The sequence below is a fragment of the Brevibacillus brevis genome, assembly GCF_900637055.1.
Classification (GTDB): domain Bacteria; phylum Bacillota; class Bacilli; order Brevibacillales; family Brevibacillaceae; genus Brevibacillus; species Brevibacillus brevis.
Genome location: NZ_LR134338.1, coordinates 3,034,452 through 3,060,018, shown reverse-complemented (window position 1 = coordinate 3,060,018; position 25,567 = coordinate 3,034,452). Strand labels below are relative to the sequence as shown.

At 48.5% G+C, this 25,567-nt stretch carries 13 protein-coding genes; all 13 read left to right on the top strand.

What is annotated here, in order from left to right; all coding sequences use genetic code 11:
• The first annotated feature begins 49 nt into the window (after positions 1-49).
• Complete coding sequence (lgrD, locus tag EL268_RS33710; protein WP_106655318.1) at positions 50-15,304, top strand: linear gramicidin non-ribosomal peptide synthetase LgrD; 15,255 nt, start codon at positions 50-52, stop codon at positions 15,302-15,304.
• A 104-nt stretch (positions 15,305-15,408) separates the two neighbouring features.
• On the top strand, positions 15,409-15,603 hold the full coding sequence (locus EL268_RS14850) for a PLD nuclease N-terminal domain-containing protein (RefSeq protein ID WP_106655319.1): 195 nt from the start codon (positions 15,409-15,411) through the stop codon (positions 15,601-15,603).
• Positions 15,604-15,635: 32 nt separating this feature from the next.
• Positions 15,636-16,553: an ABC transporter ATP-binding protein gene (locus tag EL268_RS14845; protein WP_106655320.1), complete on the top strand. Its 918-nt coding sequence runs from the start codon at positions 15,636-15,638 to the stop codon at positions 16,551-16,553.
• Entirely contained in the window at positions 16,553-17,338 is a 786-nt protein-coding gene (locus EL268_RS14840) for an ABC transporter permease (RefSeq protein WP_106655321.1), read from the top strand. Before EL268_RS14845 ends, EL268_RS14840 begins: the two co-directional genes overlap by 1 nt.
• Before the next feature lie 15 nt (positions 17,339-17,353).
• Entirely contained in the window at positions 17,354-18,130 is a 777-nt protein-coding gene (locus tag EL268_RS14835) for a CPBP family glutamic-type intramembrane protease (RefSeq protein ID WP_106655322.1), read from the top strand.
• Positions 18,127-18,444, top strand: a complete 318-nt coding sequence (locus EL268_RS14830) for a heavy metal-binding domain-containing protein (RefSeq protein WP_007729137.1) — start codon at positions 18,127-18,129, stop codon at positions 18,442-18,444. Before EL268_RS14835 ends, EL268_RS14830 begins: the two co-directional genes overlap by 4 nt.
• A 3-nt stretch (positions 18,445-18,447) precedes the next feature.
• Complete coding sequence (locus EL268_RS14825; RefSeq protein ID WP_106655323.1) at positions 18,448-18,672, top strand: hypothetical protein; 225 nt, start codon at positions 18,448-18,450, stop codon at positions 18,670-18,672.
• A gap of 300 nt (positions 18,673-18,972) precedes the next feature.
• Positions 18,973-19,647 carry a response regulator transcription factor gene (locus EL268_RS14820; RefSeq protein WP_106655324.1) on the top strand — a complete coding sequence of 225 codons (675 nt, stop codon included), beginning with the start codon at positions 18,973-18,975 and terminating at the stop codon, positions 19,645-19,647.
• A complete protein-coding gene (locus EL268_RS14815; protein WP_106655325.1) occupies positions 19,644-21,464 on the top strand; it encodes a sensor histidine kinase in 1,821 nt (606 codons plus the stop codon). Before EL268_RS14820 ends, EL268_RS14815 begins: the two co-directional genes overlap by 4 nt.
• 113 nt (positions 21,465-21,577) lie before the next feature.
• The gene (locus tag EL268_RS14810; RefSeq protein WP_106655326.1) at positions 21,578-22,264 is read left to right on the top strand and encodes a GDSL-type esterase/lipase family protein; all 687 of its coding nucleotides are present in this window, start codon (positions 21,578-21,580) and stop codon (positions 22,262-22,264) included.
• Positions 22,265-22,285: 21 nt separating this feature from the next.
• Positions 22,286-23,692 (top strand): MBOAT family O-acyltransferase, encoded by a 1,407-nt coding sequence (locus EL268_RS14805; RefSeq protein ID WP_106655327.1) that lies wholly within the window; start codon positions 22,286-22,288, stop codon positions 23,690-23,692.
• 15 nt (positions 23,693-23,707) lie between these two features.
• On the top strand, positions 23,708-24,847 hold the full coding sequence (locus tag EL268_RS14800) for a DHHW family protein (protein ID WP_106655328.1): 1,140 nt from the start codon (positions 23,708-23,710) through the stop codon (positions 24,845-24,847).
• 5 nt (positions 24,848-24,852) lie between these two features.
• Entirely contained in the window at positions 24,853-25,326 is a 474-nt protein-coding gene (locus EL268_RS14795; protein ID WP_106655329.1) for a DUF4358 domain-containing protein, read from the top strand.
• Positions 25,327-25,567 lie beyond the last annotated feature (241 nt).

The following is a 25,567-nucleotide window of genomic DNA, read 5'->3' as shown; positions in this document are numbered from 1 at the left end:
AAGCACGGCGCCTCTATGGCAAATTTTTTATGGGAGTGGGCAGGAGAAGATGAATAACATTGAAACGTATTATCCCGTTACTCCTTTGCAGCAGGGTCTCATTTTCCACAGCTTGTTGGAACCAGAGTCCGGAGCCTATATCGTACAGATGGGGTTGAAGCTGCAAGGTCCCTTGAACATTCCGTTATTCGAACAGGCATGGCAATGCCTCGTAGACAGACACGCTATTTTTCGCACCAGATTTATTGGCGGGAAAGTAAAAGAATACGTCCAGGTTGTTTTGAAAGAGCTGAAGGTTTCCCTGGTGGAACATGACATTATTCATCTTTCCTCCTCCGAACAAGAAGCGTTTCTACAAACCTTTACCAAAGATGATCGCAAACGTGGTTTCAATATCGAAGAAGCGCCATTGATGAGATTAAATCTGTTCCGTTTGAGTAGTAATACCTTTCATTTTTCGTGGACATTGCACCACGTGCTGATAGACGGATGGAGTATGCCGCTAGTTTTCGGGGAAGTGTTTGCGGCGTACAACATGCTATGCAAAGGGCAGCCTGTACAACTTCCTCCGGTTAAATCTTACCGTGACTACATCGTCTGGCTGAAAAAGCAGGACTTGAAGCAAGCGGAGGCGTTTTGGCGCACGTATCTACAAGGCTTTACGGAAACCACGCCACTTTCCTTCGGTCGCGCTTACAAAAATCCGTACCTTGATCAGAAAAATTATCGGGAGCTAGATCTGACCGTTTCCGAAGCAATCTCCAAATCATTACAGACATTGGCTCGTCAACATCGCCTGACGGTCAACACGATTGTGCAAGGCGCATGGGCACTGCTGTTGAATCGCTACAGCGGACAGGACGACATTATTTTCGGCGCCACTGTATCCGGACGTCCTGCCGATTTGCCAGGAGTCGAGACGATGATTGGTCTGTTTATTAATACACTCCCTGTCCGCGTGCAGGTAAAAGGGGAGGAGAGCGTAATCAATTGGCTCAAATCTCTGCAACAACAGCAAGCCGACTTCCGCCAGTATGAATACACCCCACTAGTGGAAATCCAAGGCTGGAGCGACTTGCCGCGTGGACAATCCCTGTTTGAGAGCATTCTCGTCTTTGAAAATACTCCTGTCGGTAATGCTAGCGGCGGTAGTGGAGAGAGTGAGCTTTCGATCGTGGATGTACATTCCGAGGAGCAAACCAATTATCCATTTACGCTGGTTGCTGCGTCAGGCAAAACAATCGACATCAAAGTCAAATTTGATGAAAGTCAATTTGAGCTTCCATCAATGGAGCGAGTTCTTGATCAGCTTCATTCACTACTGATCTCTATCGCCAAAAACGCCAAGCAACGGATTGCCGACCTTTCTATAATTAGCGAAAACGAACGTGAACAGGTTCTCGTTCAGTGGAACCAGACGGTGGAGGAATATCCGAGCGGCCTGTGCGTTCATCAAGCGTTTGAACAACAAGTGGAGAAATCACCAGACGCGATTGCCCTTACCTATAAGAACGTAGAGCTAACCTACAAGGAACTAAACGAGCGAGCAAACCAACTGGCCCATCAGCTCGTAAGTAAAGGCGTAAAACCGGATACACTCGTCGGCATATGCGTGCATCGTTCCCCTGAAATGATCATTGGTATTCTCGGCGTTTTAAAATCGGGAGCTGCCTACGTACCGATTGACCCGGCTTACCCCCAAGAGCGCATCGCCTATATGATCGAGGATTCGCAAACAAATGTGTTGCTGACCCAGCAGTCTCTCATGGACAGCTTGCCAACAACACAGGCAAACGTCATTTGTTTAGACAGCAATCCTGTAACGAATGAACCTATCGCCAACGTTGCTTGCAAGGTCACTGAACATAACCTTGCCTACGTAATCTATACGTCTGGTTCTACCGGACAGCCAAAAGGGGTAATGGTAGAGCACCACAGTGTGATAAACATGGCTCATGCCTTGATCCATGCTTTTGAGATTCAGCCAACCAGTCGTGTTCTGCAATTTACCTCGTTTAGCTTCGACGTATCGGTGTCCGAGATTGTGATGGCCTTACTCTCTGGTGCGACGCTAGTCATCGAGGATCGAGAGTCCCTTTTGCCAGGCCCTGAGCTGATCCAAGTTTTGCAAGAACAACGCATTACCACCGTATCCATGGTTTCTTCCGTACTGGCAGCACTGCCTGAAGCTGACCTGCCTGACTTAAGCACCTTGATTGTAGGCGGAGAAGCTCCGAGCCGTGAACTTGTGGCACGCTATGCGGTGAATCGCCAGTTCTTCAACTGCTACGGTCCAACGGAAGCAACGGTCTGCTCCACTATGATGCGTTGCGAAGTTGGAATGAGCAATCCGCCTATCGGTCGGCCAATTGCCAACGCGACGATGTACGTGCTGGATGCAAATAGGCAGCCCGTACCTATCGGCGTACCAGGTGAACTGTATATCGGAGGAAAAGGCTTGGCTCGCGGCTACTGGAATCGTAAAGAACAAACAGAAGAGCGCTTTATCACTCATCCGTTCGGCAAAGAAGGAGAGCTACTCTATCGGACGGGCGACCTTGTTCGCTATCTAGAAGACGGCAACCTCGAATTCCTTGGACGTATGGATGATCAAGTCAAAATTCGCGGTTACCGCATTGAATTGGGTGAAATTGAGAATTCGCTCAGACAGCATCCTGCCGTACATGAAGCTGTGGTCATCGTCCGTGAAGAAAAAGCGGGAGGCAAACGCTTGGCCGCCTATCTGGTAGCAACGGGAGACAAGCCAACCGCCGAGGAGCTCGCTCTGTTCCTGAAAGAATCGTTGCCTGAATACATGATCCCAGCAGGCTTTGTATGGCTAGAGACTATTCCGCTCACGGTTAATGGAAAAGTAGACCGAAGAGCACTACCAGTACCAGATTGGGGACAATTTTCCACGCAGCGCAATTATGTTGCCCCCCGTACGCCTACAGAGGAGCTGGTAGCCAACATCTGGTCGCAGGTTCTCTCGGTAGAACGAGTTGGTAGCTACGACGATTTCTTTGAGCTGGGAGGCCATTCTCTTTTGGCTACGCAAACCATCTCCCGCTTAAAAGAAGCGTTTCGCGTAGATTTACCGCTCCGTGCCTTATTCGAATATTCGACAGTCAACAGACTTAGCGAACTGATTGTATCCATGAACGAGGACAAATCTGGACTCTCCAGCATTCCGCTCGTACCCGTTTCACGTGATCGACATTTACCGCTTTCCTTTGCACAACAGCGCTTATGGTTCTTTGACCGCTTGATGCCAAACAGTGCGCTCTACAACATTCCAACTGCCGTTCGGTTGCAAGGAGAACTAAACATTGAAGCGCTGGAGCAAAGTTTGCAGATGATTATCTGCCGTCACGAGAGCTTGCGTACAACGTTCTCCGACATCAACGGGGAAGCCGTTCAGGTGATTCATCCAGAGGTTGATTGGAAACTGAGCCGAATGGATATACGAGAGCTGCCAGATGATAGACGAGACGAAGAAGGACAACGCTTGACCAAAGAACATGCGAACAAGCCATTTGACCTCGTTACAGGCCCGCTCATGCGTGCGATGATTATTCAAACAGGAGAGCAGGATTTCATCTTCCTCCTGAACGTACACCATATCATCGCCGATGGTTGGTCAGCGGGTGTTTTACTCAGTGAATTGTTTACCTGCTATCAGGCACTCAGCAAATCAGAAGTACCGCAACTTACCAACCTGCCTATCCAATACGCAGATTATGCGGCATGGCAACGCGAATGGCTTACAGGAGACGTATTGGAAAAACAACTGTCCTACTGGCGTGCAAAGCTGGGTGGAGCAGAACCGTTACTCGCCTTGCCAACAGATCGTCCCCGTCCAGCTGTTCAGTCCTATGAAGGAAACAGCATCACACTGATGTATGACAAAGAATTGATGACGAATCTGCTTTCCTTGAGCAAGCGTGAAGGTACGACATTGTTTATGACGTTGCTCGCCGCCTTCCAAGTATTTCTGTATCGATATACAGGAAAAGACGACATCCTCGTTGGTACTCCTGTAGCAGGACGCAGTCACCAAGAGACAGAAGGATTAATTGGATTTTTCATCAACACATTGGCAATGCGAACAGATTTGTCAGGCGACCCTAGCTTCAGAGAGGTACTTAGCCGTGTGCGGGAAACAGCCTTGGGAGCCTATTCCCATCAAGATCTACCCTTTGAAAAGCTCGTAGACGAGCTGCAATTAGAGCGCAGTCTCAGCTACTCGCCATTGTTCCAAGTGATGTTCGCTCTGCAAAATATTCCGGTTCAGGTAGAAGCACTTGACGGGATTCGCATTTTGCCACCAAAAGGGAGTCAACAGGTAGAGACAACCAAGTTTGACCTCACCTTGACGATGGCAGAGACGGCAGACGGTCTGTCCGCTACATTCGAGTACAACACATCTCTGTTTCATCAGAACACAGTAGAACGAATGATCGAACACTTTACCCAGCTGCTCAAAGCCGTTGCTGCCAACGCCAATCAAGCCATCACCGCTCTACAACTGATGGGAGAAACAGAGCAGCAGCAGGTCGTATCTGAATGGAACAACACCAGAATTGCCTACTCCAAGGATCATTGCGTGCATGAACTGGTGGAGCAGGTCGCTCATGAAATGCCCAACCAGCCGGCTGTTTTCACGCGTGACCAATTCATTACCTATGCGGAATTGAATGCCAAAGCGAATCAACTGGCGCATTATCTGCAAAAACAGGGAATCGGTCAGGAAAATCTGGTAGGGATCTGCGTTGAGCGCTCAATCGAGATGTTGATCGGTCAACTGGCTATCATGAAAGCTGGCGGTGCTTACGTACCAATGGACCCAGCGTATCCCAAGGATCGTCTCGCCTTCATGATGCAGGATGCAGGTATGTCGATTGTCCTTACACAAGCCAGACTCGCTGAAAAACTCCCTGCGGGTACGAGCCAATTGATTTGCCTAGACGCAGACTGGGAGTCGATCGCCCAAGAAAGTACGACGACTCCAACGAACTTGACTACGACGAACCAGCTTGCTTACGTGATCTACACATCTGGTTCGACAGGTACGCCAAAAGGGGTTGAGATCGAGCACGCCGCGCTTCTCAATCTAATTTCTTGGCATCAACGCGTATATGATGTCACGTCCGCAGATCGAGCATCGCAGATCTCCGGGACGGCATTTGACGCATCTGTATGGGAAATTTGGCCTTATTTAACAAAAGGAGCCACACTTTATTTGCCAGAAGAGGAAATCCGTCTTGTCCCGGAAAAACTCCGTGATTGGCTCATCCATTCTGAGATCACGATCAGCTTTTTGCCGACGCCTTTAACAGAGAGCTTGCTGGCTCTGGATTGGCCGAGCCATACCAAGCTTCGTTACATGCTGACAGGAGGAGACAAGCTCCATCACTATCCTAGTGCGAATCTGCCGTTTACCCTGGTGAACCAATACGGTCCAACTGAAAACGCAGTCGTTGCAACAGCTGGTATCGTTCCGATAGGGGCAGGACAAAGCTTTGCACCATCCATTGGACGTCCTATTGACAACGTGCAAGTCTATATTCTCGACGAACGTATGCAGCCTGTTCCCGTAGGAGTCACTGGTGAGCTATACATTGGTGGAAGTTCCTTGGCGCGCGGCTACCTGAACCGTCCCGAACTGACACAAGAGCGCTTTGTCACTCATCCTTTTAGTGAAATAGATGGAGCACGTCTCTACCGTACAGGGGATTTGGTGCGCTACCTGGCGGACAGCAACATTGAGTTCATCGGTCGTGCAGATGATCAGACGAGTATTCGCGGATTCCGCGTCGAACTGGGGGAAGTAGAAACAGCCATTCTCGCTCACCCTGCGGTAAAAGAAGCAGTGGTCACTGTCTGCACGGATCATCAAGGAACGAAGCGTCTTGCTTCCTACCTGGTTTTAGAAGAGGACACGGAGATTGCCACAAGTGACATCCGCAAAGCACTAAAGGAAATACTGCCTGATTATATGGTTCCTGCATTTTTCATCGTGTTAGATTATCTGCCGCTAACACCAAACGGAAAGGTAGATCGTAAAAATTTGCCTGCACCTGATTTCAATCGTCCTGAGTTGGAAGGAAAATTTGTCTCACCAACTAAGGAGAAGGAGCAACACCTTGCCGCGATATGGAAAGAAGTTCTCGGTATTGACCAAATTGGCATACACGATAATTTCTTCGAGCTGGGCGGTGATTCGATTCTCAGTATCCAGATTGTGTCACGCGCCAATCAATCAGGTCTAAGGCTCACTCCGAAGCAATTATTCGAGTACCAAACCATCGCTGAATTAGCAGAGGTCGTAGAGGAAAAAGAAGCGATCCTTGCTGAACAAGGTCCGATTATCGGCGAATTGCCACTCTTGCCGATTCAGAAGTGGTTCTTCCAGCTTCCGTTGGAGAACAGACATCACTGGAATCAATCCGTGCTGCTCTCCATCCAGGCAGGCATTGATCAGGAAGCACTGAAACAAGCGGTAGGTCACTTACTCTTGCAGCACGATGCTTTACGTATGCGCTATACACAGACAGAGCTTGGCTGGAAGCAAGAGATGGATGCGCCAAGTGATACAATTCCATTCCGGATTGAAAATCTGTCCCACCTTACGCCAGATGAACAATTCAATGCCATCGAAAAGATTGCAGATGAGACGCAGTCAAGTCTGAATTTGTTTGAAGGGCATGTGGTTCAGTCCATTTATTTCGATCTGGGTCAAGAGCAACCCAATCGTCTGTTAATCGTAGCCCATCACTTAGTCATAGACGGGGTATCGTGGCGCATCATTCTCGAGGACTTGCAAAACGCCTACCAACAAATTGCCGCAGGGCAAGACGTGAAACTACCAGCGAAAACGACATCCTACAAAGAATGGGCGGATGAACTGGAGCGCTACGCGAATTCAGATGCTTTGGAAAACGAAAAAAGATACTGGATGACCAAATCCTCCGTCGAATCAGCACAATTGCCTGTGGACGTGACAAATGATGGGGAGAATACAGAAGCAACGACAAAGTCCGTCAGCTTTGCATTGACCAGCGAAGAAACCAAAGCATTACTGCAAAACGTACCGCAGGCATACCGCACGCAGATCAATGACGTCCTGCTAACCGCTTTGGCGAAGTCACTTACTCGGTGGACGGGTAATCGATCTGTGTTCGTAAACGTAGAAGGGCATGGCCGTGAAGAATTGTCAGAGAGAATCGATCTGTCCCGTACCATCGGCTGGTTCACCAGCATGTATCCGGTGCACCTTCAATGGGACGAAACATTCTCCGTAGGGAAAGCACTTTTGACGACCAAAGAAGAATTGCGTGCGATCCCAAACAAAGGGCTTGGTTACGGCGTTCTTCGTTACCTCTATGCGGATCAGCATATTGTCGATGAAATTTCCCGCATTCAAGCACAAGTGCTGTTCAACTACATGGGCAAAATCGATCAGATTGTCGATGGCGATTCCTTATTTGGCTGGGCACCAGAGTCCAGCGGTTCCAACCTTAGCCCGGATGCGGGGCGACACCACCTGATCGACGTAAATAGTGTCGTGGCAGGGGAACAGCTGCATGTGACTTGGCGATACAGTGAGAAGATTCATCTAGAGAGCACGATTGCAGCAGTCGCGAATGACTTTATGGATGCGCTTCGTGAGATTATTGCCCATTGTGCGACAGAGGAAGCTGGCGGTTACTCACCATCCGATTTTCCTCTGGCTGTATTGGATCAGAAGAGCATCGACAAACACATCGGTTCTGACCGAAATATCGAGGATATCTATACACTTTCTCCGCTCCAACAGGGGATGCTGTTCCACTCCTTATATGCACAAGACAGCGGGGATTACGTCGTCCAATTTGCCATTCATTTCAAGAACCTGAATGTGCCGGTATTCGAGCAAGCATGGCAAAAAGTAATGGATCGCCATTCCATTCTAAGAACGTACTTCGTCTGGGAAGGTTTGGAGCAAGCACACCAAATTGTCCGCAAAGAGGTTCGCGTATCTCTCCGTCAGGAAGATTGGCGGCATCTGCATTCGGATGTACAGGATGAGATGTTTACCGCTTTTCTAGAGGAAGACCGTAGACGAAGCTTCGATATTACACATGCACCTTTGTCACGATGGGTTGTCTTCCGAACAGAAGAAGAAAGCTATCGCTTCGTTTGGAGCTTCCATCACGTTTTACTTGATGGTTGGAGCGTTCCTTTGGTACTGAATGAACTGTTTGCCTATTATGCCTCGATCAGCGCAGGGCAAGAAGTTAAGCTTGGGCATCCTCAGCCGTTTTCCCAGTACATTGCTTGGTTGAAGCGTCAGGATATGCAGGAAGCCAATCGATTCTGGGTAAACCAACTAAAAGGCTTCCACGAACCAACCGCCTTGGGAATGAGCAAAACAGTAGTCACCGCGGGACCGAAGAAATACGAAGAGAAGAGCATCCTCCTATCGGACGAAACAAGCGAGCACTTGCAAAAATTCGTACGCGAACACCAGTTAACACTGAATACCTTGGTACAAGCGGCGTGGGGCTGGATACTGGGAAGCTACAGCGGGGATGAGGAAGTCATTTTTGGTGCGACAGGTTCAGGTCGTCCGGCAGACCTCTCCCATGTTGAGACGATCGTAGGCTCCTTCATCAATACCTTACCTGTTCGGATATCATTGCAGACGAACGCGACCGTGCTAGATTGGCTGAGAGACTTGCAGCACAGACAGTTAGAGATACGCCAATATGAATACACACCGTTGTTCGACATCCAAGGATGGAGCGAACTGCCGCGTGGATCTGCACTGTTTGAATCGATACTCGTATTTGAGAATTATCCGGCTGTACAAGCAGCAGGGCAAGAAACAGACGAGTCCAATTCAGCCTCGTCCAGTGTTTCTTTGGAAATTCACGACGTAGCCGCTGTCGAACAAACGAATTATCCACTTACCTTGGTGGCAGCACCAGGCAAGCAAGTGGCAATCAAACTCAAGTATGAACAAAACCGTTTTGATGACGAGATGATCGACCGGGTCTTGAACCAAATTACCCAACTCATGGTCACTATGAGCAAGTCTCCGGAGATGCATATGAGTGACGTGACGTTGATAGATGATATCGAGCGCGAGCAGGTACTCATCGATTGGAATCGCACGGAGAAGGAGTATCCACGCGATCTTTGCATCCATCAGGCATTTGAACAACAAGTCGCGAAAACTCCTGAAAATATTGCACTTGAGTATAAACAACAAGCCTTGACTTATGCGGAGCTGAACCAAAGAGCCAACCAATTAGCGCATCTGCTTCTCGCTCAAGGCGTGCAGCCTGATACGACTGTTGCCATCTGCGTGGAGCGCTCCATGGAAATGATTATTGGCATTCTTGGTGTGCTAAAAGCGGGAGCAGCCTATGTACCGGTTGATCCAGCTCATCCCGAAGAAAGAATGGCTTTCATGCTGGAAGATTCACAAGCAGCTGTCGTGCTTACACAAGCGAGACTTGCAGAGCCATTCACAAAAACGAAAGCTACCGTCATCTGCCTGGATGAAGAACTGTTCTACGAGCAGATGTCCGCAGAAAACGCACAAGCCGATGTAGTATCAACCAATCTTGCCTATGTCATCTACACATCCGGTACCACTGGATTGCCGAAAGGGGTAGCTGTTGAGCATCGCAGTGTAATGAATATGGTGCAGGCTTACATGAATTACTTCGAAATAAACGAATCCAGCCGTATCCTGCAATTTACGTCATTTGGCTTCGACGTTTCCATTTCTGAGATTCTGCAGGCTCTGCTCTCTGGTGGAACGTTAGTCATCGAAGATCGTGAGTCTCTGTTACCGGGCCCAGACCTCGTTCGCACCCTTCGTGAACGTCGCATCACCAAGGTATCCATGGCATCTTCGGTACTCGCGTCACTACCTGTTGAAGAGTACCCGGATCTGGTCTGCCTTGAGGTGGGAGGAGATGCATGCAGCCGTGAACTGGTTGCCCACTATGCAAAAGGACGAAAATTTTATAACTGCTACGGACCGACGGAAGCAACAGTTGGTACGGTCATCGCTCTTTTAACGGATGCTGACAATGCCCCGACCATTGGTCGTCCATTCCCGAATACCAAGCTGTACGTGTTAGATCGAAATCTTCAGCCGGTTCCTATCGGTGTTCCGGGAGAGCTGTACATTGGTGGCGAGAGTCTGTCGCGTGGTTATTGGAATCGTCCAGAGCTTACAGCAGAGCGTTTTATCCCGAATCCATTCGGTCAACCGGGAGAACGACTCTATCGAACAGGCGACCTCGTTCGTTATCTGCCAGATGGCAACGTGGACTACATCGGTCGTGTCGACGATCAGGTAAAAATCCGTGGATTCCGTATCGAGTTAGGCGAAATTGCAGAGGCATTGAGACAACATGAAGCAATCAAAGAAGCAGTCGTTATTGCGCGAGAAGCTAGACCTGGTGACAAACGATTGGTAGCGTATCTGACCAATGCGATGGAGCAGGAGACGTCTATAGACGAAATCAAGCTCTGGCTCAAAGAGAAACTTCCCGAGTACATGATCCCGTCGCATTTCATGTGGCTACCGGAAATTCGACTGACGGTTAACGGAAAAATTGACAGAAAAGCATTACCTGCGCCAGATTGGGGACAGCTTTCAGCTGTATATGTCGCTCCACGTACCCCCGTGGAAGAAATGGTCGCCAACGTCTTTACCGAAATCCTCTCCACAGAGAAAGTGGGCGTACATGACAACTTTTTCGAATTAGGCGGACACTCCCTGCTCGCAACGCAGACAGTTTCTCGCCTGCGGGAAATCTTTGGGGTAGAGCTGCAAATTCGTACGTTGTTTGAATACCCAACAGTCGAAGGGCTTAGTGAACAGCTGGTTATGCTCACCAAGCAAACATCCATCAAGATGGCTCCACCGATTGTGAAAGTATCTCGCAAAGAACCGCTCCCATTGTCATTTACCCAGCAGCGTTTGTGGTTCCTGGAGCAGTTCACGCAAGGAAGCTCAGTCAACAATATTCCATCCTTCCTACGTATCCAAGGAGACCTCAACATATTCGCGTGGGAAGAAAGCTTGAAAGCCATCATACAGCGTCACGAGAGCTTGCGTACTCGCTTTGAGGTTCGTGACGGACGACCTGTTCAAGTGATTCACCCAGAGGACGATTGGGTAATGAACCAAACCGATCTGCGGGCTATGGACCCTGCTGAACGGGAAGCAGAAGTCAAACGCCTTGCCGAGCAGGCCACACTCGAGCCATTTGACCTGACCAAAGGTCCATTGCTCCGTGCAAATCTGGTTCAGCTCGACGAAAATGACTTTGTGTTCCTGTTCGTGATGCACCACATTGCTGCAGACGGTTGGTCGATGGGAATATTGATGAGCGAATTAATGACCAATTACAAAGCGTTTAGTCAAGGAGTGGCATCGCCACTTACGGAATTGCCGATCCAATATGCAGATTTTGCCGTCTGGCAGCGTGAATGGTTAAGTGGAGAGGTTCTTGATGGACAGCTCGAGTACTGGAGAGAAAAACTCAAGGGCAGCGAACCATTACTGCAACTGCCAACAGATCGACCGCGCCCACCTGTACAGACATATGAAGGAGAGAAGCTCTCCATTCAGTTTGGAACCGACCTCTTGGAAGGATTGCGTAATCTGAGTGGAAAAGAAACGACTACACTCTTCATGACATTGGTTGCGGCCTTCCAAACTCTGTTGTACCGCTATACGAATCAAGAAGATATTCTCGTCGGAACTCCGATTGCGGGACGCAATAAACAAGAGACGGAGCAGTTGATCGGTTACTTCATCAATACACTCGTTTTACGAACAGATATGTCAGGTCAACCAAGCTTCCGCGAATTGCTTGCACGCGTTCGTGAAACAGCGCTGGGAGCTTATGCACACCAAGACGTTCCGTTTGAAAAATTGTTAGATGAACTGCAGCTGGAGCGTAGCATGAGCTACTCGCCACTATTCCAGGTGATGTTTATTTTGCAAAACATCCCGATGCAGGTAGATCCTGTTGATGATATTCAGATCAGCAGCTTTGACGTCGGCGCGGAAACCGTCACCTCGAAGTTCGATTTGACGGTGACGATGTTGGAGACGTCTGAAGGTCTCATTGCTACCTTGGAGTACAACAAGGCGTTGTTTGATCACAGCACGATCGTTCGAATGGTTGATCATTTCCACAAGCTTCTGGAAGAAATCATTGCCAACCCAGATCAGTCAATCACTTTGCTACCGCTCATGCGTGAGGAAGAGGAACAACGGCTCATTACCGAATGGAATCGTACGGAAGCGCCATACCCGAAAGAAAAATGCGTTTATGAAATGATTGAGGACATGGTGGCGAAAGCCCCGGATAACATCGCTCTAATTGTAGGAGAGCAAACGACTACCTACAGTGAGTTGAACAGACAAGCGAACCAGCTGGCTCATTATTTACGCAAGCAAGGAGTAGGACCCGAAGTGCTCGTCGGAGTATGCGCCCAGCGGACAACCGAGATGATGATTGGACTTTTGGCCATTATGAAAGCGGGCGGGGCCTATGTGCCAATCGACCCAAGCTATCCGGCAGACCGCATTGCCTACATCATCGAGCACTCACAGGTTCCAGTCCTATTAACGCAAGAAAATCTGCTGCCAACTCTGCCTGAGCACCACGCCAAAGTGATCTGCCTAGATCGTGATTGGGAAGCAGTTGCCGACGAAAGCGAGGAAAACCCGACCAAGCTTGGGACTTCCGACAATTTGATCTATGTCATCTACACGTCAGGTTCTACAGGCAATCCAAAAGGTGTAGCACTCGAACATCGCAGTGTCAGCTACTTCCTATCGTGGGCACACGACACATTCACACCAGAGGAGATGAGCGGAGTACTGTTCTCCACGTCAATCTGCTTTGACTTGTCTGTCTACGAAATGTTCGCAACACTGACCATGGGTGGCAAAGTGATCATGGCGGAAAATGCGCTACAATTGCCAGCCTTGCCAGCAGCCAATCAGGTGACACTGATCAATACCGTCCCGTCAGCAGCGATGGAGCTTGTGCGTATGAAAGGGATTCCAGCGTCGGTGCGCGTCATGAACCTATGCGGTGAACCACTTTCTAACAAGCTTGCACAGGAATTGTATACCTTTGAAAACGTAGAAAAAGTCTTTAATCTCTACGGACCGACAGAGGATACCGTTTACTCGACTCACTCCATCGTGAAAAAAGGAGCCATCAGCGAACCACTGATTGGACGACCGCAGTTCAATACGCAAGTATTTGTATTAGATAGTCATCGAAAACCAGTTCCTGTAGGGGTGCCGGGAGAATTGTACCTCAGTGGATCAGGCTTAGCGCGTGGCTATCTCCACCGCCCCGATCTGACTATGGAACGCTTTGTGCAAAATCCGTTCCGTGGGCCAGGGGAGAGAATGTACCGGACTGGAGATCTCGTACGCTACTTGCCAGATGGGAATCTTCAGTTTATGGGACGTGTTGATTACCAGGTCAAAATCCGCGGCTATCGCATCGAATTGGGCGAAATCGAATCTGTCCTGAGACGCCACCCTGATGTCAAGGAAGTCGTGCTGATCGCTCGTGAAGACAGAGAAGGAGACAAACGTCTGGTAGCGTACATCGTGTTCGAAGAGAATCACGCAAGTACGTCTTATGACCTGAACCACTTCCTGACTGACAAGCTTCCAGCCTATATGATCCCGCAACACTTTATGATCATGGAGAGCTTGCCGAAGACGCCAAACGGTAAACTGGATCGCAAAGCGCTACCGAAACCGGAATACGATCGCTCGGAATCAGGCGTCGAATATCAGGCACCGCAAACGCCAGTCGAGATCATGTTGCATACGCACTGGGCCGCCGTACTGGAAATGGACAAAATCGGAGTGCACGACAACTTCTTTGAGATTGGCGGTCACTCATTGCTCGCTACCCAGCTTATCTTCAAGATTCGCGAAGAGCTACAGCTTGAGGTACCGCTGCGAATCCTGTTCGAGACCCCGACTATTGCGGGTATGGCCAAGACCATCGAGGAAATTCTCAAACACGGTCTTTCTGCTGTTTCCCATGACATCGATGCCAAGGATCTCAAGGATGAAGTCGTACTCGATCCAGCGATTCAGCCTGAACATCCGTACGTGGGCGATCCAAGCCAGTTCCAAGCGGCATTGTTGACAGGAGCCACTGGTTTCCTTGGTGCTTTCTTGTTGCGGGACCTTCTACAGATGACAGACGCTGACATTTACTGCCTCGTTCGAGCTTCTGACGAAGAGGAAGGAATGGCACGCCTACGCAAAACATTAGAGCTGTACGAGTTATGGAATGAGGAAGAGGCGCATCGGATCATTCCTGTCATCGGTGATTTGGCACAGCCACGACTCAATCTGTCCGACGATCAGTTTTCCGAGCTGGCTGAAAAAGTGGATGTGGTCTACCACAACGGTGCTCTCGTTAACTTTGTCTATCCGTACGCAGCTCTGAAGAAAGCAAACGTAAAAGGGACTGAGGAAATCCTCCGCCTTGCTGTAGCCAAAAAGACCAAGCCTGTGCATTTCGTCTCAACGATTTTCACGTTTGCCTCCGAAGAAACGGAAGAATCCATGGCCTTCCGCGAAGAGGATATGCCAGAGAACAGTCGCGTCCTTACTTCCGGTTATACACAGAGCAAGTGGGTAGCCGAGCATCTCGTCAATCTCGCACGCGAACGCGGCATTCCAGCGGCGATATACCGTTGCGGACGGATGACTGGGGACAGCGAAACAGGAGCATGCCAGAAGGACGACCTGATGTGGAGAATTGCTGCAGGGATTATAGATCTGGGCAAAGCTCCTGACATGAGCGGCGATCTGGACATGATGCCAGTTGATTTTGCAAGTAAAGGAATCGTTCATCTCTCCATGACCGAACAGAGCTTGAGCGAAAACTTCCACTTACTCAACCCGAACTCAACCGATTACGAAGACCTGATTTCGGCGATTGAAAACAGAGGATTTGTTTTGGATCGAGTCACCATGGATGAGTGGATTGAAGCGGTGCAAGAAGATGCGAAAGAAAAAGGCAACGAGGCCAATTCGGCCGCTCCACTCGGCAACCTATTCACAGACGGCCACACTAGCAGAGGAAGTGTCGTCTATGTAGGCAATAAAACGACTCGTTTGCTACGCCAAAACGACATTGAATGCGCGGAAATCGACGAAGAAGTTTTTGGTAAAGTCCTTGATTACTTTATCAGAAGCGGCCAACTAAAATTACCGGAACAAGCTTTACAATAAAAAAATAAAAGCCCATCCGTCACCTCATTTCATGGCGGCGGGTGGGAAAATTATCAAAATAATGATAAACTTTAAAATAACTATAAAAATTGGAGGTTTTATCCATGCCAATCGATATTCAGCTTCTTGCACCTATTATTGCTATTCAATTGATACTAGCTGTTATTGCTTTAATTGATTTGGCTAGACGCGAAGCGTACCGAGTTGCAGGTGGAAAAAAATGGCCGTGGGCTCTCGGCATTATCTTTATAAACACCTTGGGTCCGATCGTGTATTTCTTTGTAGGCAGAAAAGACTAGCTCTAGAGAACCGAGGAAAGGGTTGACATTCTTTGCGAGTTATTGAATGTGAAGGCCTCACGAAGGAATATAAAGACCATAAAGCGTTAAAGAACGTAACCTTTTCCGTCGACGGCATCGGTTGTGTCGGTTTTCTTGGGGGGAATGGTGCCGGGAAAACGACGACGATCCGCATCCTAACCGGGTTGGCTGCACCGACCGGAGGAAAAGTGAGAGTAGTAGGCTACGACGTCGTGACCGATCGCAATAAAGTCACAAGTGAAGTAGGGTATTGCCCACAAATCCCAGCCTTTTACAACTATATGACAGCGACAGAGTGGATGCATTGGGTGGGGAGACTTTATGGATTGGACAAGCACACAATCGCACAGCGGACAGATGAACTCTTGGAGTTATGCGGAATCAATGAGGCGAGGAACCGCCCCATAAGCGGTTACAGCGGAGGGATGAAACAGCGTCTGGGGATTGCCCAGGCGCTCATCCACAACCCCAAGCTGCTCGTCTTGGACGAGCCAGTTTCCGCGCTCGACCCCATGGGCAGATATGACGTCTTATTGCTAATAGAAAAGCTGAAGCAACATATGACTGTCTTCATGTCGACCCACATTTTGGATGACATCGAAAGAATCGCCGACCATATCGTCATCATCAAGGACGGTACGGTGGTGCTGTCTTCCAGTTTGGATCAGCTGCGAGCAAACCATGTGGAGCCAATGATTGAGTTCAAGCTTGATCAACAGGACATAGATTTAACCGTTGTATTGAATGGGCTAACCTGGATCAGGGAATGGAGCCTAGACGGCGGTGTTTACAAAATTCTTACCAATGACATGGAAAAAGCCAAGGCACTCCTGCCTCACGTTCTTCTGGAATCTGGCGGGACACTGGCGTATTATCGCTTGTCCGCATCGACCCTCGAAGATATTTTCTTAAAGGTTGTGAATAACTGATGACTTCCCACCCGATGATCAGAAAAGAATTCAATGAATTGGTCAGAACCTACAAGATTCTCATTGTCCCGATTGTGTTTATTGCTTTAATGATTACACAGCCGATCACGATGAAAATGCTCCCTGATATTTTGGCCAATTCCACTGGACTGCCGGAAGGGGCAGTCATCAAAATTCCAACCCCGTCTGCTCCGGAAGTACTCTCGACGGCGATTAGCAAATTTAGCTCACTCGGCACGTTTGTGCTAATCCTTATCGTTATGGGATCCATTGCAGGAGAGAAAGCCTCTGGGGTAGCATCCATGGTATTCGTCAAGCCCATCAGTCGAGCCAAATACTATCTCGCCAAAGCCATTACCTACTACACTTTGACAATTGCAAGCATGCTGATCGGGATGGGGATAACCGCCTACTATACAGAGATCCTTTTCGGAAAACTAGATTGGACCCATGTATGGATAGGTACGTTGATGTACATACCGAATCTATTCCTTGTCGTCACAACAACGCTGTGCGCCTCCAGCTTTTTTAGCAATGCTGTTGGAGCCGGTGGAGCCTCACTGGTATTCAATATCCTGATCTTCACGGTTCCACAATTTCTCGGTAAATTTTTGGATATGGTATCTCCTGGTGGATTGTCAAATGCGGCGATGATGATTATTCAAGAAAACTCAACTCTGTCGCAAGCCTTCATCACAGGTTTACCTGGCCTCGCAGGTGTCTTTACACTCAACATCGTGTTTTTCTTTATGGGCTGGTACTTTTTAGAACGATCAGAAATCTAAAATGGAGGCGTAGAAATGGAACATTTTTGGCTGATCTGGTTGGTTAGTGTACTGTGCGCTCTATGCGCTATACCGATTCAATCCAACACGATTCGCCAACAAGTACAGCTGCAAGCCGCCTTCTATCCTAATAAGAAAATCCCGCCAATTTCCGTCATGGTTGCGATTATGATCATTCAGAGTTGTGTATTTCTGGCTCTGGCAACCGCTATAGGCTTATGGCTCATGCCTTCCACTGGACTTCGACTCTGGATTCTCGATCACTGGGGGTCCGGAGCGGAGCTGCCTTTTTCCATCTGGTCGTTTTGGGCCGTATCTATTGGTTCAGGTATCGCGGTAGGCCTCTTGGTAAAATGGGTGGACCGTTCTTTCTTTCAACGACACATGACCACAATAATGGGTAAAGAACCGATTTCATCACGGTTCTTCGGCTTTCTCTCGTCTTTTTACGGAGGGGTTTGCGAAGAAGTGCTCATGCGTCTAGGGGTTATGACTGTTGTCGTATTTTTGGCACAGAAGATTGGATGGATGGGAATTTCCTACTGGCTGGGCATCTGTGTCGCCGCCATTGTTTTCGCTGTATCCCATCTCCCAACCAACTACATGACGTACGGAAAAAGCAACGTGGTCACTGTATGGACGTTGTTGCTAAACGGTATCTTGGGCATCTTGTTTGGGTTCCTATATTGGCGATACGGTTTAGAAGCCGCGATCATTAGTCATTTTAGCGCTGACATCGTTCTACATGTGATCTTCAAAAATAAAACGATAGAAAGTAGGAGAAGCAAATGATCGTCGTAACAACAGAAAACATTCCAGGATATCGTGTCGTTGAAGTGAAAGGAACGACATTCGGCTTAATCGTTCGAGCACGCGGAATTGGGGGAGACATCATGGCAGGTCTTCGTTCAGTAGTTGGCGGAGAAATCAAGGAATACACGGTGCTCCTGGAGGACGCGCGGAAACAGGCGCTTGACCGCATGATTAAAAACGCAACGGCCATGGGAGCTAACGCTGTGGTCATGTGTCGTTACGATTCGGGAAATATGGGAAATATGGGCGAAGTTGTCGCATACGGTACAGCAGTGGTCGTTGAAAAGGTGTAATGAATGATTTATGTCCTTTATTACATTGTGTTTCAGATCTTGCTTTTCATCACCTTGCTAGTCATTTCTAAATTCAAGGACAAACGGCTTCACGCAGACCACGGAGAAATCGTCCCGCCCGGATTTGAGGCGACGAATGAAGTGACGATCGATCCGGTAACGCAGGAAAAGCGTCGTGTATACTTCAATCCGAAGACCGGGGATCGCTATTACAAAGTTGAAAAATAAGCGATCAGGATGACTGTCCAACTCGTAGGGCATGCCGGTACTGTCATTTGGTAGAAAATTTGTAACTAGTAGATTTCTAGTAGAAACGAGCCAAATCTTGTTAGATGACAAGATTTGGCTTTTGTTGTGCACCCAGCCATGAAGTTGCATTTATCACGGATAATCCGGACATGTTGCCTGATTAGAAAATGGCGTCCTCTACGACCTTTGGCTATGCTGCCCATATTGTGATGACCCCAAAGTCATGATAACATTCTAAAAAATATCTTTTGGAGAGATAGAGGACGAGAGGTCATTAGCATGGCGAAAACGATACTGATTGTGGAAGACCAGCAGGTTTTGCGAGAGATTATGAAGGAATACTTGATGGACGAAGGATACGAAGTGCTGGAAGCGGGGGACGGGAGTCAAGCGCTGACGTTATTTCAAGAGCATGAAGTGCATTTGATCATTCTGGACATTATGCTTCCGGAATTGGACGGGTGGTCAGTATGCAGACGCATTCGCAAAGTTTCCAACGTCCCCATTCTGATGTTAACAGCTCGTTCGGATGAGGATGACACGTTGCTTGGATTCGAGCTCGGGGCGGACGATTATGTGGTGAAACCGTGCAGTCCTCCCATCCTGCTGGCACGCGCCAAACGGTTGCTGGAAAACCGGCAAATGCACGAACCGGGGGATATGTTGTCCGGCGGCGGGATTACGATTCACTTGCCGTCCCGAACCGTTTCAATTGAGGGGAACAACTATAGCCTGACGCACACGGAATTCGAAATTTTGGCTTACTTGATGAAAAACAAAGGCATCATCCTCACCAGAGAACAGCTCATTACAAAAATCTGGGGATACGACTTTGTCGGCGAGGATCGAACGCTCAGCAGCCATATTCGTAATTTGCGTTCCAAGCTGGGAGAGCATGCGAAGCATATCGTCACAGTTGTTCGTTCCGGTTATAAATTCGAGGACCGACCATGAGAACAAGCATTGTACTCAAGCTGTTTTTACTTACGACGGGATTATGCTTGTTTGTGATCGCAAGCATTTTTATCGGACAAACCGTATTTTTCGAGCAGTATTATGTGCATCAAAAGGTAGAAAAGGTGAAGGAAGCCCTTCAATCCTATCGGCAAAACGAGTTGACTCATGCCGGGGCTTCCCAGGATGAAGTCAGGAAGGAACAGGAGTTTTATCAAAAGACGAATGCCTGGTTTGCTCGATTGGATGATAGAGGCCATTTGAAATACTCGGACGATTTCGAGATGGAGGTCCGTCTGGAGTACTCGGAAGACACCCCTGCTCTTTCTGGCAAATCGATTGTCGTTCCGCTGTACACGGTCATGGATGTGGGGGATGTAACCGCTGATAACCCCTTCCTCGATACCTATGTTAAAGTGGGACAACAGATTGCCATGGAAGGGATCATGATCGATAATCAATGGTTTGCGCAGCGGATCGGGAGGAGTGTCTCCAATCTCAGAGAGGAAGATCAGCTGGAGAATCAGCAACTCGTCAAAAAAGAGTATGAGGTCGTCCCGAGATTCAAGAGTGGCACTGAATACCATGAGCGTTATCCCAGCGTTTTGATGAGCGGAACCATCACACAGGTCCGAACACCGCAAGGCGCGGATGTATCCCGCTATACGAACCGCTTATTTCTTGAACGGGTGAAAGCTTTTCAAGCGGATCTTCTATACGGAGATGTTGTGGAGCAAACAAGCACCATAACGGACTACAAAGAGAACGATATGGAGTACAAAATATTCGTAGAGCGCGTGACCGATCAAACAGGGAAGCCCGCCTATCTGTTCGCCATGACATCCCTACAGCCCGTAAACGAAGCGGCGGAGGTCATGAAAAGTTATTACGGCTACATCATTGCGGGTACCTTGCTGCTCGTTCTGCTCGCCTCCTTCTATTATTCCCGCAGAATAGCAGCTCCTTTGCTCCGCATGGACGACATGACACAAAAAATGGCCAAGCTGGACTTCTCTGAAAAAATTCCGATCAAGACAGAGGATGAGATCGGCAGCCTGTCACGGAATATTAATCGGCTTTCGGATATGCTGCATGCCCATATTGTCCAGCTGGAGCAGGATATTGAGAAAGAAAAGCGGCTGGAGCAAACGCGTAAAGAATTTATCGCTGGCGTGTCGCATGAGCTGAGAACTCCGCTCAGCGTCATGGAAAGCTGCCTTTACATTCTGAAGGATAAGGCGGACAGCCCGAAACGGGACTATTATTTTGCTGCGATGGAAGATGAAGTGAAGAAGATGAACCTGCTGGTTACGGATATGCTGGAATTGGCAAAATATGAATCCGGTACGTATAGAATGCAGATGGATTCGTTCCGGATTGATGTGCTACTGGAGCAAATCTGCGTAAAGTTGGCATCGGACCTCGCCGGCAAGCAGTTGCAGTTGCACTACCGTTTAGCCCCAGTCGAAGTCATCGCCAATCAGCATCGAATCGAGCAGGTGATCGTGAATTTCCTGACAAACGCCATACGCTACACGCCGGAACAAGAGGATATTGTCATCTCGACGGTTGAAGGGGAGGATACCGTCAAGATTTGCATCGAAAACAAAGGCGTCCAGATTCCGGCCGAGCAGTTGGAGAAGATATGGGATCGTTTCTACCGCGGTGAGCACTCCCGCAACCGTTCGACCGGAGGAACCGGATTGGGCCTTGCGATCTCCAAGCAGATACTAGAACTGCATGGGGCGTTCTATGGAGCAATGAATACGGAGGATGGCGTCTTATTCTATTTTGAATTGAAGAAAAAGAAAGTGTAGAACCTCGGTTCTGCACTTTTTTTATTGCATTTCTACTCAATCTGCAACTGATCTGCATCTAATCTTGATCTCCGACGATTACTCTTTATCTTGTTCAAGAAGAAAGGGGAAAGATGAAAGTGCAAAAGAAAATAATGGGTATTACACTGTTCGCCATGGTCGCCTTATCGGTTGCGGCATGTGGCATCATTGGACAACCAACTGCTTCCGATATTACCAGGCAGGCCAGGGACATCTCCACTCCGCAGCAAACCTCATATTCATCACTGTACCAAACAAGTGTTTTTCTCGGAGATTCGATTACGGAGGGATTGTCTTACCATGATGTGCTGAAAGAGGAGAACGTGCTGGCAGGTGCAGGGAAAACGGCCGAATTCGCGCTGGAAGATGTGGACGAATTAGTCAAGCGAAAGCCTGAGCATATTTTTATCCAGCTGGGTTCAGACGACATTTTATGGCCGACCGACCATCCCAAGGAATATTCGTTGTCGTACTACGCCCAATTGATCGATCGCATCAAAGAAAGGCTTCCAAAGGCGTACATCACGATCTTATCCGTTACCCCGGTTACGGCAAAGGCAGAAAAAGCGGAGCCCCGCTATCAAAATATCGGCGACTACAATAAGGGACTGAAGGAGCTGGCAAGCAAGGTACAAGTCGGATACATCGATGTGTCGTCAACTGTGGCCGATCATCCTGACATGTACGATGCGGACGGCATTCATTTCCAAGCCCAGTTTTATCCAATCCTGCTCGATTACATAAAAGATGAGCTGGATCGTAAGAAGAGCGCAAAATAACGGCGCGGGAGGAAACGAACGTTGGTATTCAGCAGTCTGATTTTCCTGTTTCAATTTTTGCCCGCCGTGCTGCTCGTTTATTATGTGTCGCCCAAGAAGCTGAGAAATGCTGTTCTGTTCGCAGCGAGCCTTATCTTTTATGCATGGGGCGAACCGGTATATATCATCCTCATGATTTTTACAACCGTATTTGATTATATCAACGGGCTCGTGATCGACAAGTACAGTCACCGCAAACCGATCGCCAGAGCAGTGCTGTTCGGCTCCATCTGCGGCAGTCTGGCGATTCTTTGTTTCTTCAAATATGCGGGGTTTGTCGTCTCGAATGTGAATGATCTATTCGGTTTGCAAATACAGGTGGCTGATTTGCCACTACCCGTCGGTATTTCCTTTTATACGTTCCAAACGATGTCCTATGTAGTGGATGTATACCTCGGTAGAGTGCCGGCACAACGAAATTTCGTCGCTTTCGGCACTTACGTCACGATGTTTCCTCAACTGGTCGCAGGTCCGATCGTCAAATACGGAGATATCGCCGAGCAACTGGTCTTACGTAAAGTGACGCTGGAGCGGTTCGGAGAAGGAGCGGAATGGTTCATCCGGGGATTGGCCAAAAAAGTGCTGCTAGCCAACAATATCGGACTGCTATGGACCAACGTGAAGTCGACGCCGATAGAGGACTTGACTGTCCTTTCCGCGTGGCTCGGCATTCTGGCGTTTACGTTACAAATCTATTTCGATTTCAGCGGATATTCGGATATGGCACGCGGGCTCGGCAAAATGTTCGGTTTCGAATTCCCGGAAAACTTCAAGCATCCGTATATTTCACGAAGCGTTACAGAATTTTGGCGAAGATGGCATATTTCCCTCGGTTCCTGGTTCCGGGAGTATGTCTATATTCCGCTCGGCGGCAACCGGATGGGCTTGGGCAAGCAGTTCCGTAACCTCTTGATCGTATGGTTCTTAACCGGTCTGTGGCATGGGGCGAGCTGGAACTTTATCGTCTGGGGCTTGTATTTCGGCTGTTTCGTTGCAGTTGAGAAGCTATTTTTGCTGAATTGGCTAAAGCGTTGGCCGAACTGGGCAGGACATCTCTACACGCTGCTGATTGTCGTTGTCGGGTGGGTTCTTTTTGAATTCGAACATTTGCCTTCCGCGTGGATGTTCGTCAGTACGATGTTTGGTTTCGGGACGCACGAATGGGTGGATCGCCAGGCGCTCTACGAACTGACGACGTATGGGGGATTGCTCGTTCTGTTGGCCTTGTGCGCGACACCGCTGCCCCGGAAAGGATGGGAGCAGATGAAAGCGCGATGGAATTCGGTAGGCATGATCGCTGTATTGGCACTTTTTATCATCAGTTTAGTTTTGTCGTCAGCTTATTTGGTCTTTGAGGATTACAATCCATTCTTATATTTTCGGTTTTGAGGGGAGGGAGCGGACTTGACCAGATATGACAAACGGACACGAGCCGTGACGGGCTTGTTGTTCTTGCTATTTATCGTCATGGTGGCCGTTTTGAACATACTGACCCCTGATCAGACATTCTCGGAATCGGAAAACAGGGTGCTCGAGAGGAGACCGCCTTTTTCACTGCGATCACTGCTGGCGGGGAAGTTCACTTCTGATTACGAGACCTATATCACCGATCAATTTGCTTTCCGGGACGTTTGGATCGGGCTAAAAACGGATGCGGATCGTGTTATGGGTAAAAAGGACAGCAACGGTGTTTATCTGGGCAAAGATGGGTACCTGATTCAACATTTCTCATCGCCGCTGGAAACAGAGGTGAATGACAGAGTTCAGGCCATCCAGTCGATTCACCAGACAACGCCCGACCTTCGCAAGTACATCATGCTGGTACCGACCGCCGCCGCGTTGCTTCGGGATAAACTGCCAGCCTACGCACCAATGGGCGACGAACATGCAGCGCTGAATCTAGTTCGGCAATCGCTCCCGTCTGGTATTCGCTTCGTTGATGTCTATCCCGCGCTGTATGCCGGACGCGAAGAAGCCATTTTTTATAAAACGGATCATCATTGGACGAGCAAAGGCGCTTATTATGCTTATCGGGTGTTGTGCAAGCAGATGGGGATTGTTCCAAAAGACGAAGCTGCGTTCAACATCCGGCAGGTGACGGACGCCTTCTACGGATCGCTCTATTCGAAAAGCGGCTTCCGTCATCTGCAGCCTGATCGTATCGATCTTTATCTGCCGAAAGAGGAAAGCAAAAAGAAGCTGGAGTACGTGGACGAAGGCCGTACCGCGGATTCCTTGTACCAGATGGACAATTTGGCCAAAAAGGATAAGTATGCGGTATTCCTGAACGGCAACCATGCACTGGTCCGAATCACAACGGACCATCCGGACGGGAAGAAGCTGCTGGTAGTGAAAGATTCGTACGCCAATAGCCTGATTCCCTTTTTGTCCGAACACTTCGCTGAGATTGATGTCGTTGACCTTCGCTATTATGAGGAATCCGTAACAAAACTCATACAAGATCGGCAGTTTCATGAGATGCTATTCCTTTACAACGTCAAAACGTTTTTTGAAGACACCTCTATTCTGAACATCATGGAGTGATTGGAATGAAGCGATTTTTGTCTGTACTGCTTATGGTTGCTATCGGAATGGGAATGTTGGCCGGATGCTCCAGTGACGTCGGAACTTCCGAAGAACTTTCGGCCGCAGAAGTAGGAGAAAAAATTCAACAAACGGTAAGTTTTCAGAATATGAAGCAAGGGGATCTGGAGAAGCTGCAAAAGTTGTATCAGATCGAGGCAGGAAAAGTGGAGGATTTCATCCTGTACACGGCTTCATCCAATGTGAAAGCGGAAGAACTGGCTGTTATCAAAGTCAAAGATGCGAGCGACACCGAAAATGTAATACAGAACATACAACAACGAATCGAGGCACAAACAATCAAATTGAAAGACTATCGCCCAGAGGAGTATTTTCTCATCGAAAAGCATGTTTTGAAGACGAAAGGGCAGTTTGTTTTATTCGCGGTGTCGAAAGAGGTTGATCAAATAGAATCTGTGTTTGACGAAGCTATGAAGTAAAACACGAATGGAAGCCCTTGATAATCCAGCGTACAAACAAAAAGAAAACGGTAACCCTATTCGCTACCGTTTTCATACGAACTCATTTACCTTACTCGGATAAACACCAAAACATTATCTCTTGATAACACACGTTGGAACCCGTTATTCAAAAGACAACGTGCAGCAGGACCCACACGTCTACCAATCATTAATAATTGGCTGCATGGTGCGGCACTTCCAATGATGCTAACGTCGCGAA

Coding starts and splice junctions, on each gene's coding strand:
- lgrD (WP_106655318.1), top strand. CDS start 50: ATGAATAACATTGAAACGTATTATCCCGTTACTCCTTTGCAGCAGGGT.
- EL268_RS14850 (WP_106655319.1), top strand. CDS start 15,409: ATGCCAATCGATATTCAGCTTCTTGCACCTATTATTGCTATTCAATTG.
- EL268_RS14840 (WP_106655321.1), top strand. CDS start 16,553: ATGACTTCCCACCCGATGATCAGAAAAGAATTCAATGAATTGGTCAGA.
- EL268_RS14835 (WP_106655322.1), top strand. CDS start 17,354: ATGGAACATTTTTGGCTGATCTGGTTGGTTAGTGTACTGTGCGCTCTA.
- EL268_RS14830 (WP_007729137.1), top strand. CDS start 18,127: ATGATCGTCGTAACAACAGAAAACATTCCAGGATATCGTGTCGTTGAA.
- EL268_RS14825 (WP_106655323.1), top strand. CDS start 18,448: ATGATTTATGTCCTTTATTACATTGTGTTTCAGATCTTGCTTTTCATC.
- EL268_RS14820 (WP_106655324.1), top strand. CDS start 18,973: ATGGCGAAAACGATACTGATTGTGGAAGACCAGCAGGTTTTGCGAGAG.
- EL268_RS14815 (WP_106655325.1), top strand. CDS start 19,644: ATGAGAACAAGCATTGTACTCAAGCTGTTTTTACTTACGACGGGATTA.
- EL268_RS14810 (WP_106655326.1), top strand. CDS start 21,578: ATGAAAGTGCAAAAGAAAATAATGGGTATTACACTGTTCGCCATGGTC.
- EL268_RS14795 (WP_106655329.1), top strand. CDS start 24,853: ATGAAGCGATTTTTGTCTGTACTGCTTATGGTTGCTATCGGAATGGGA.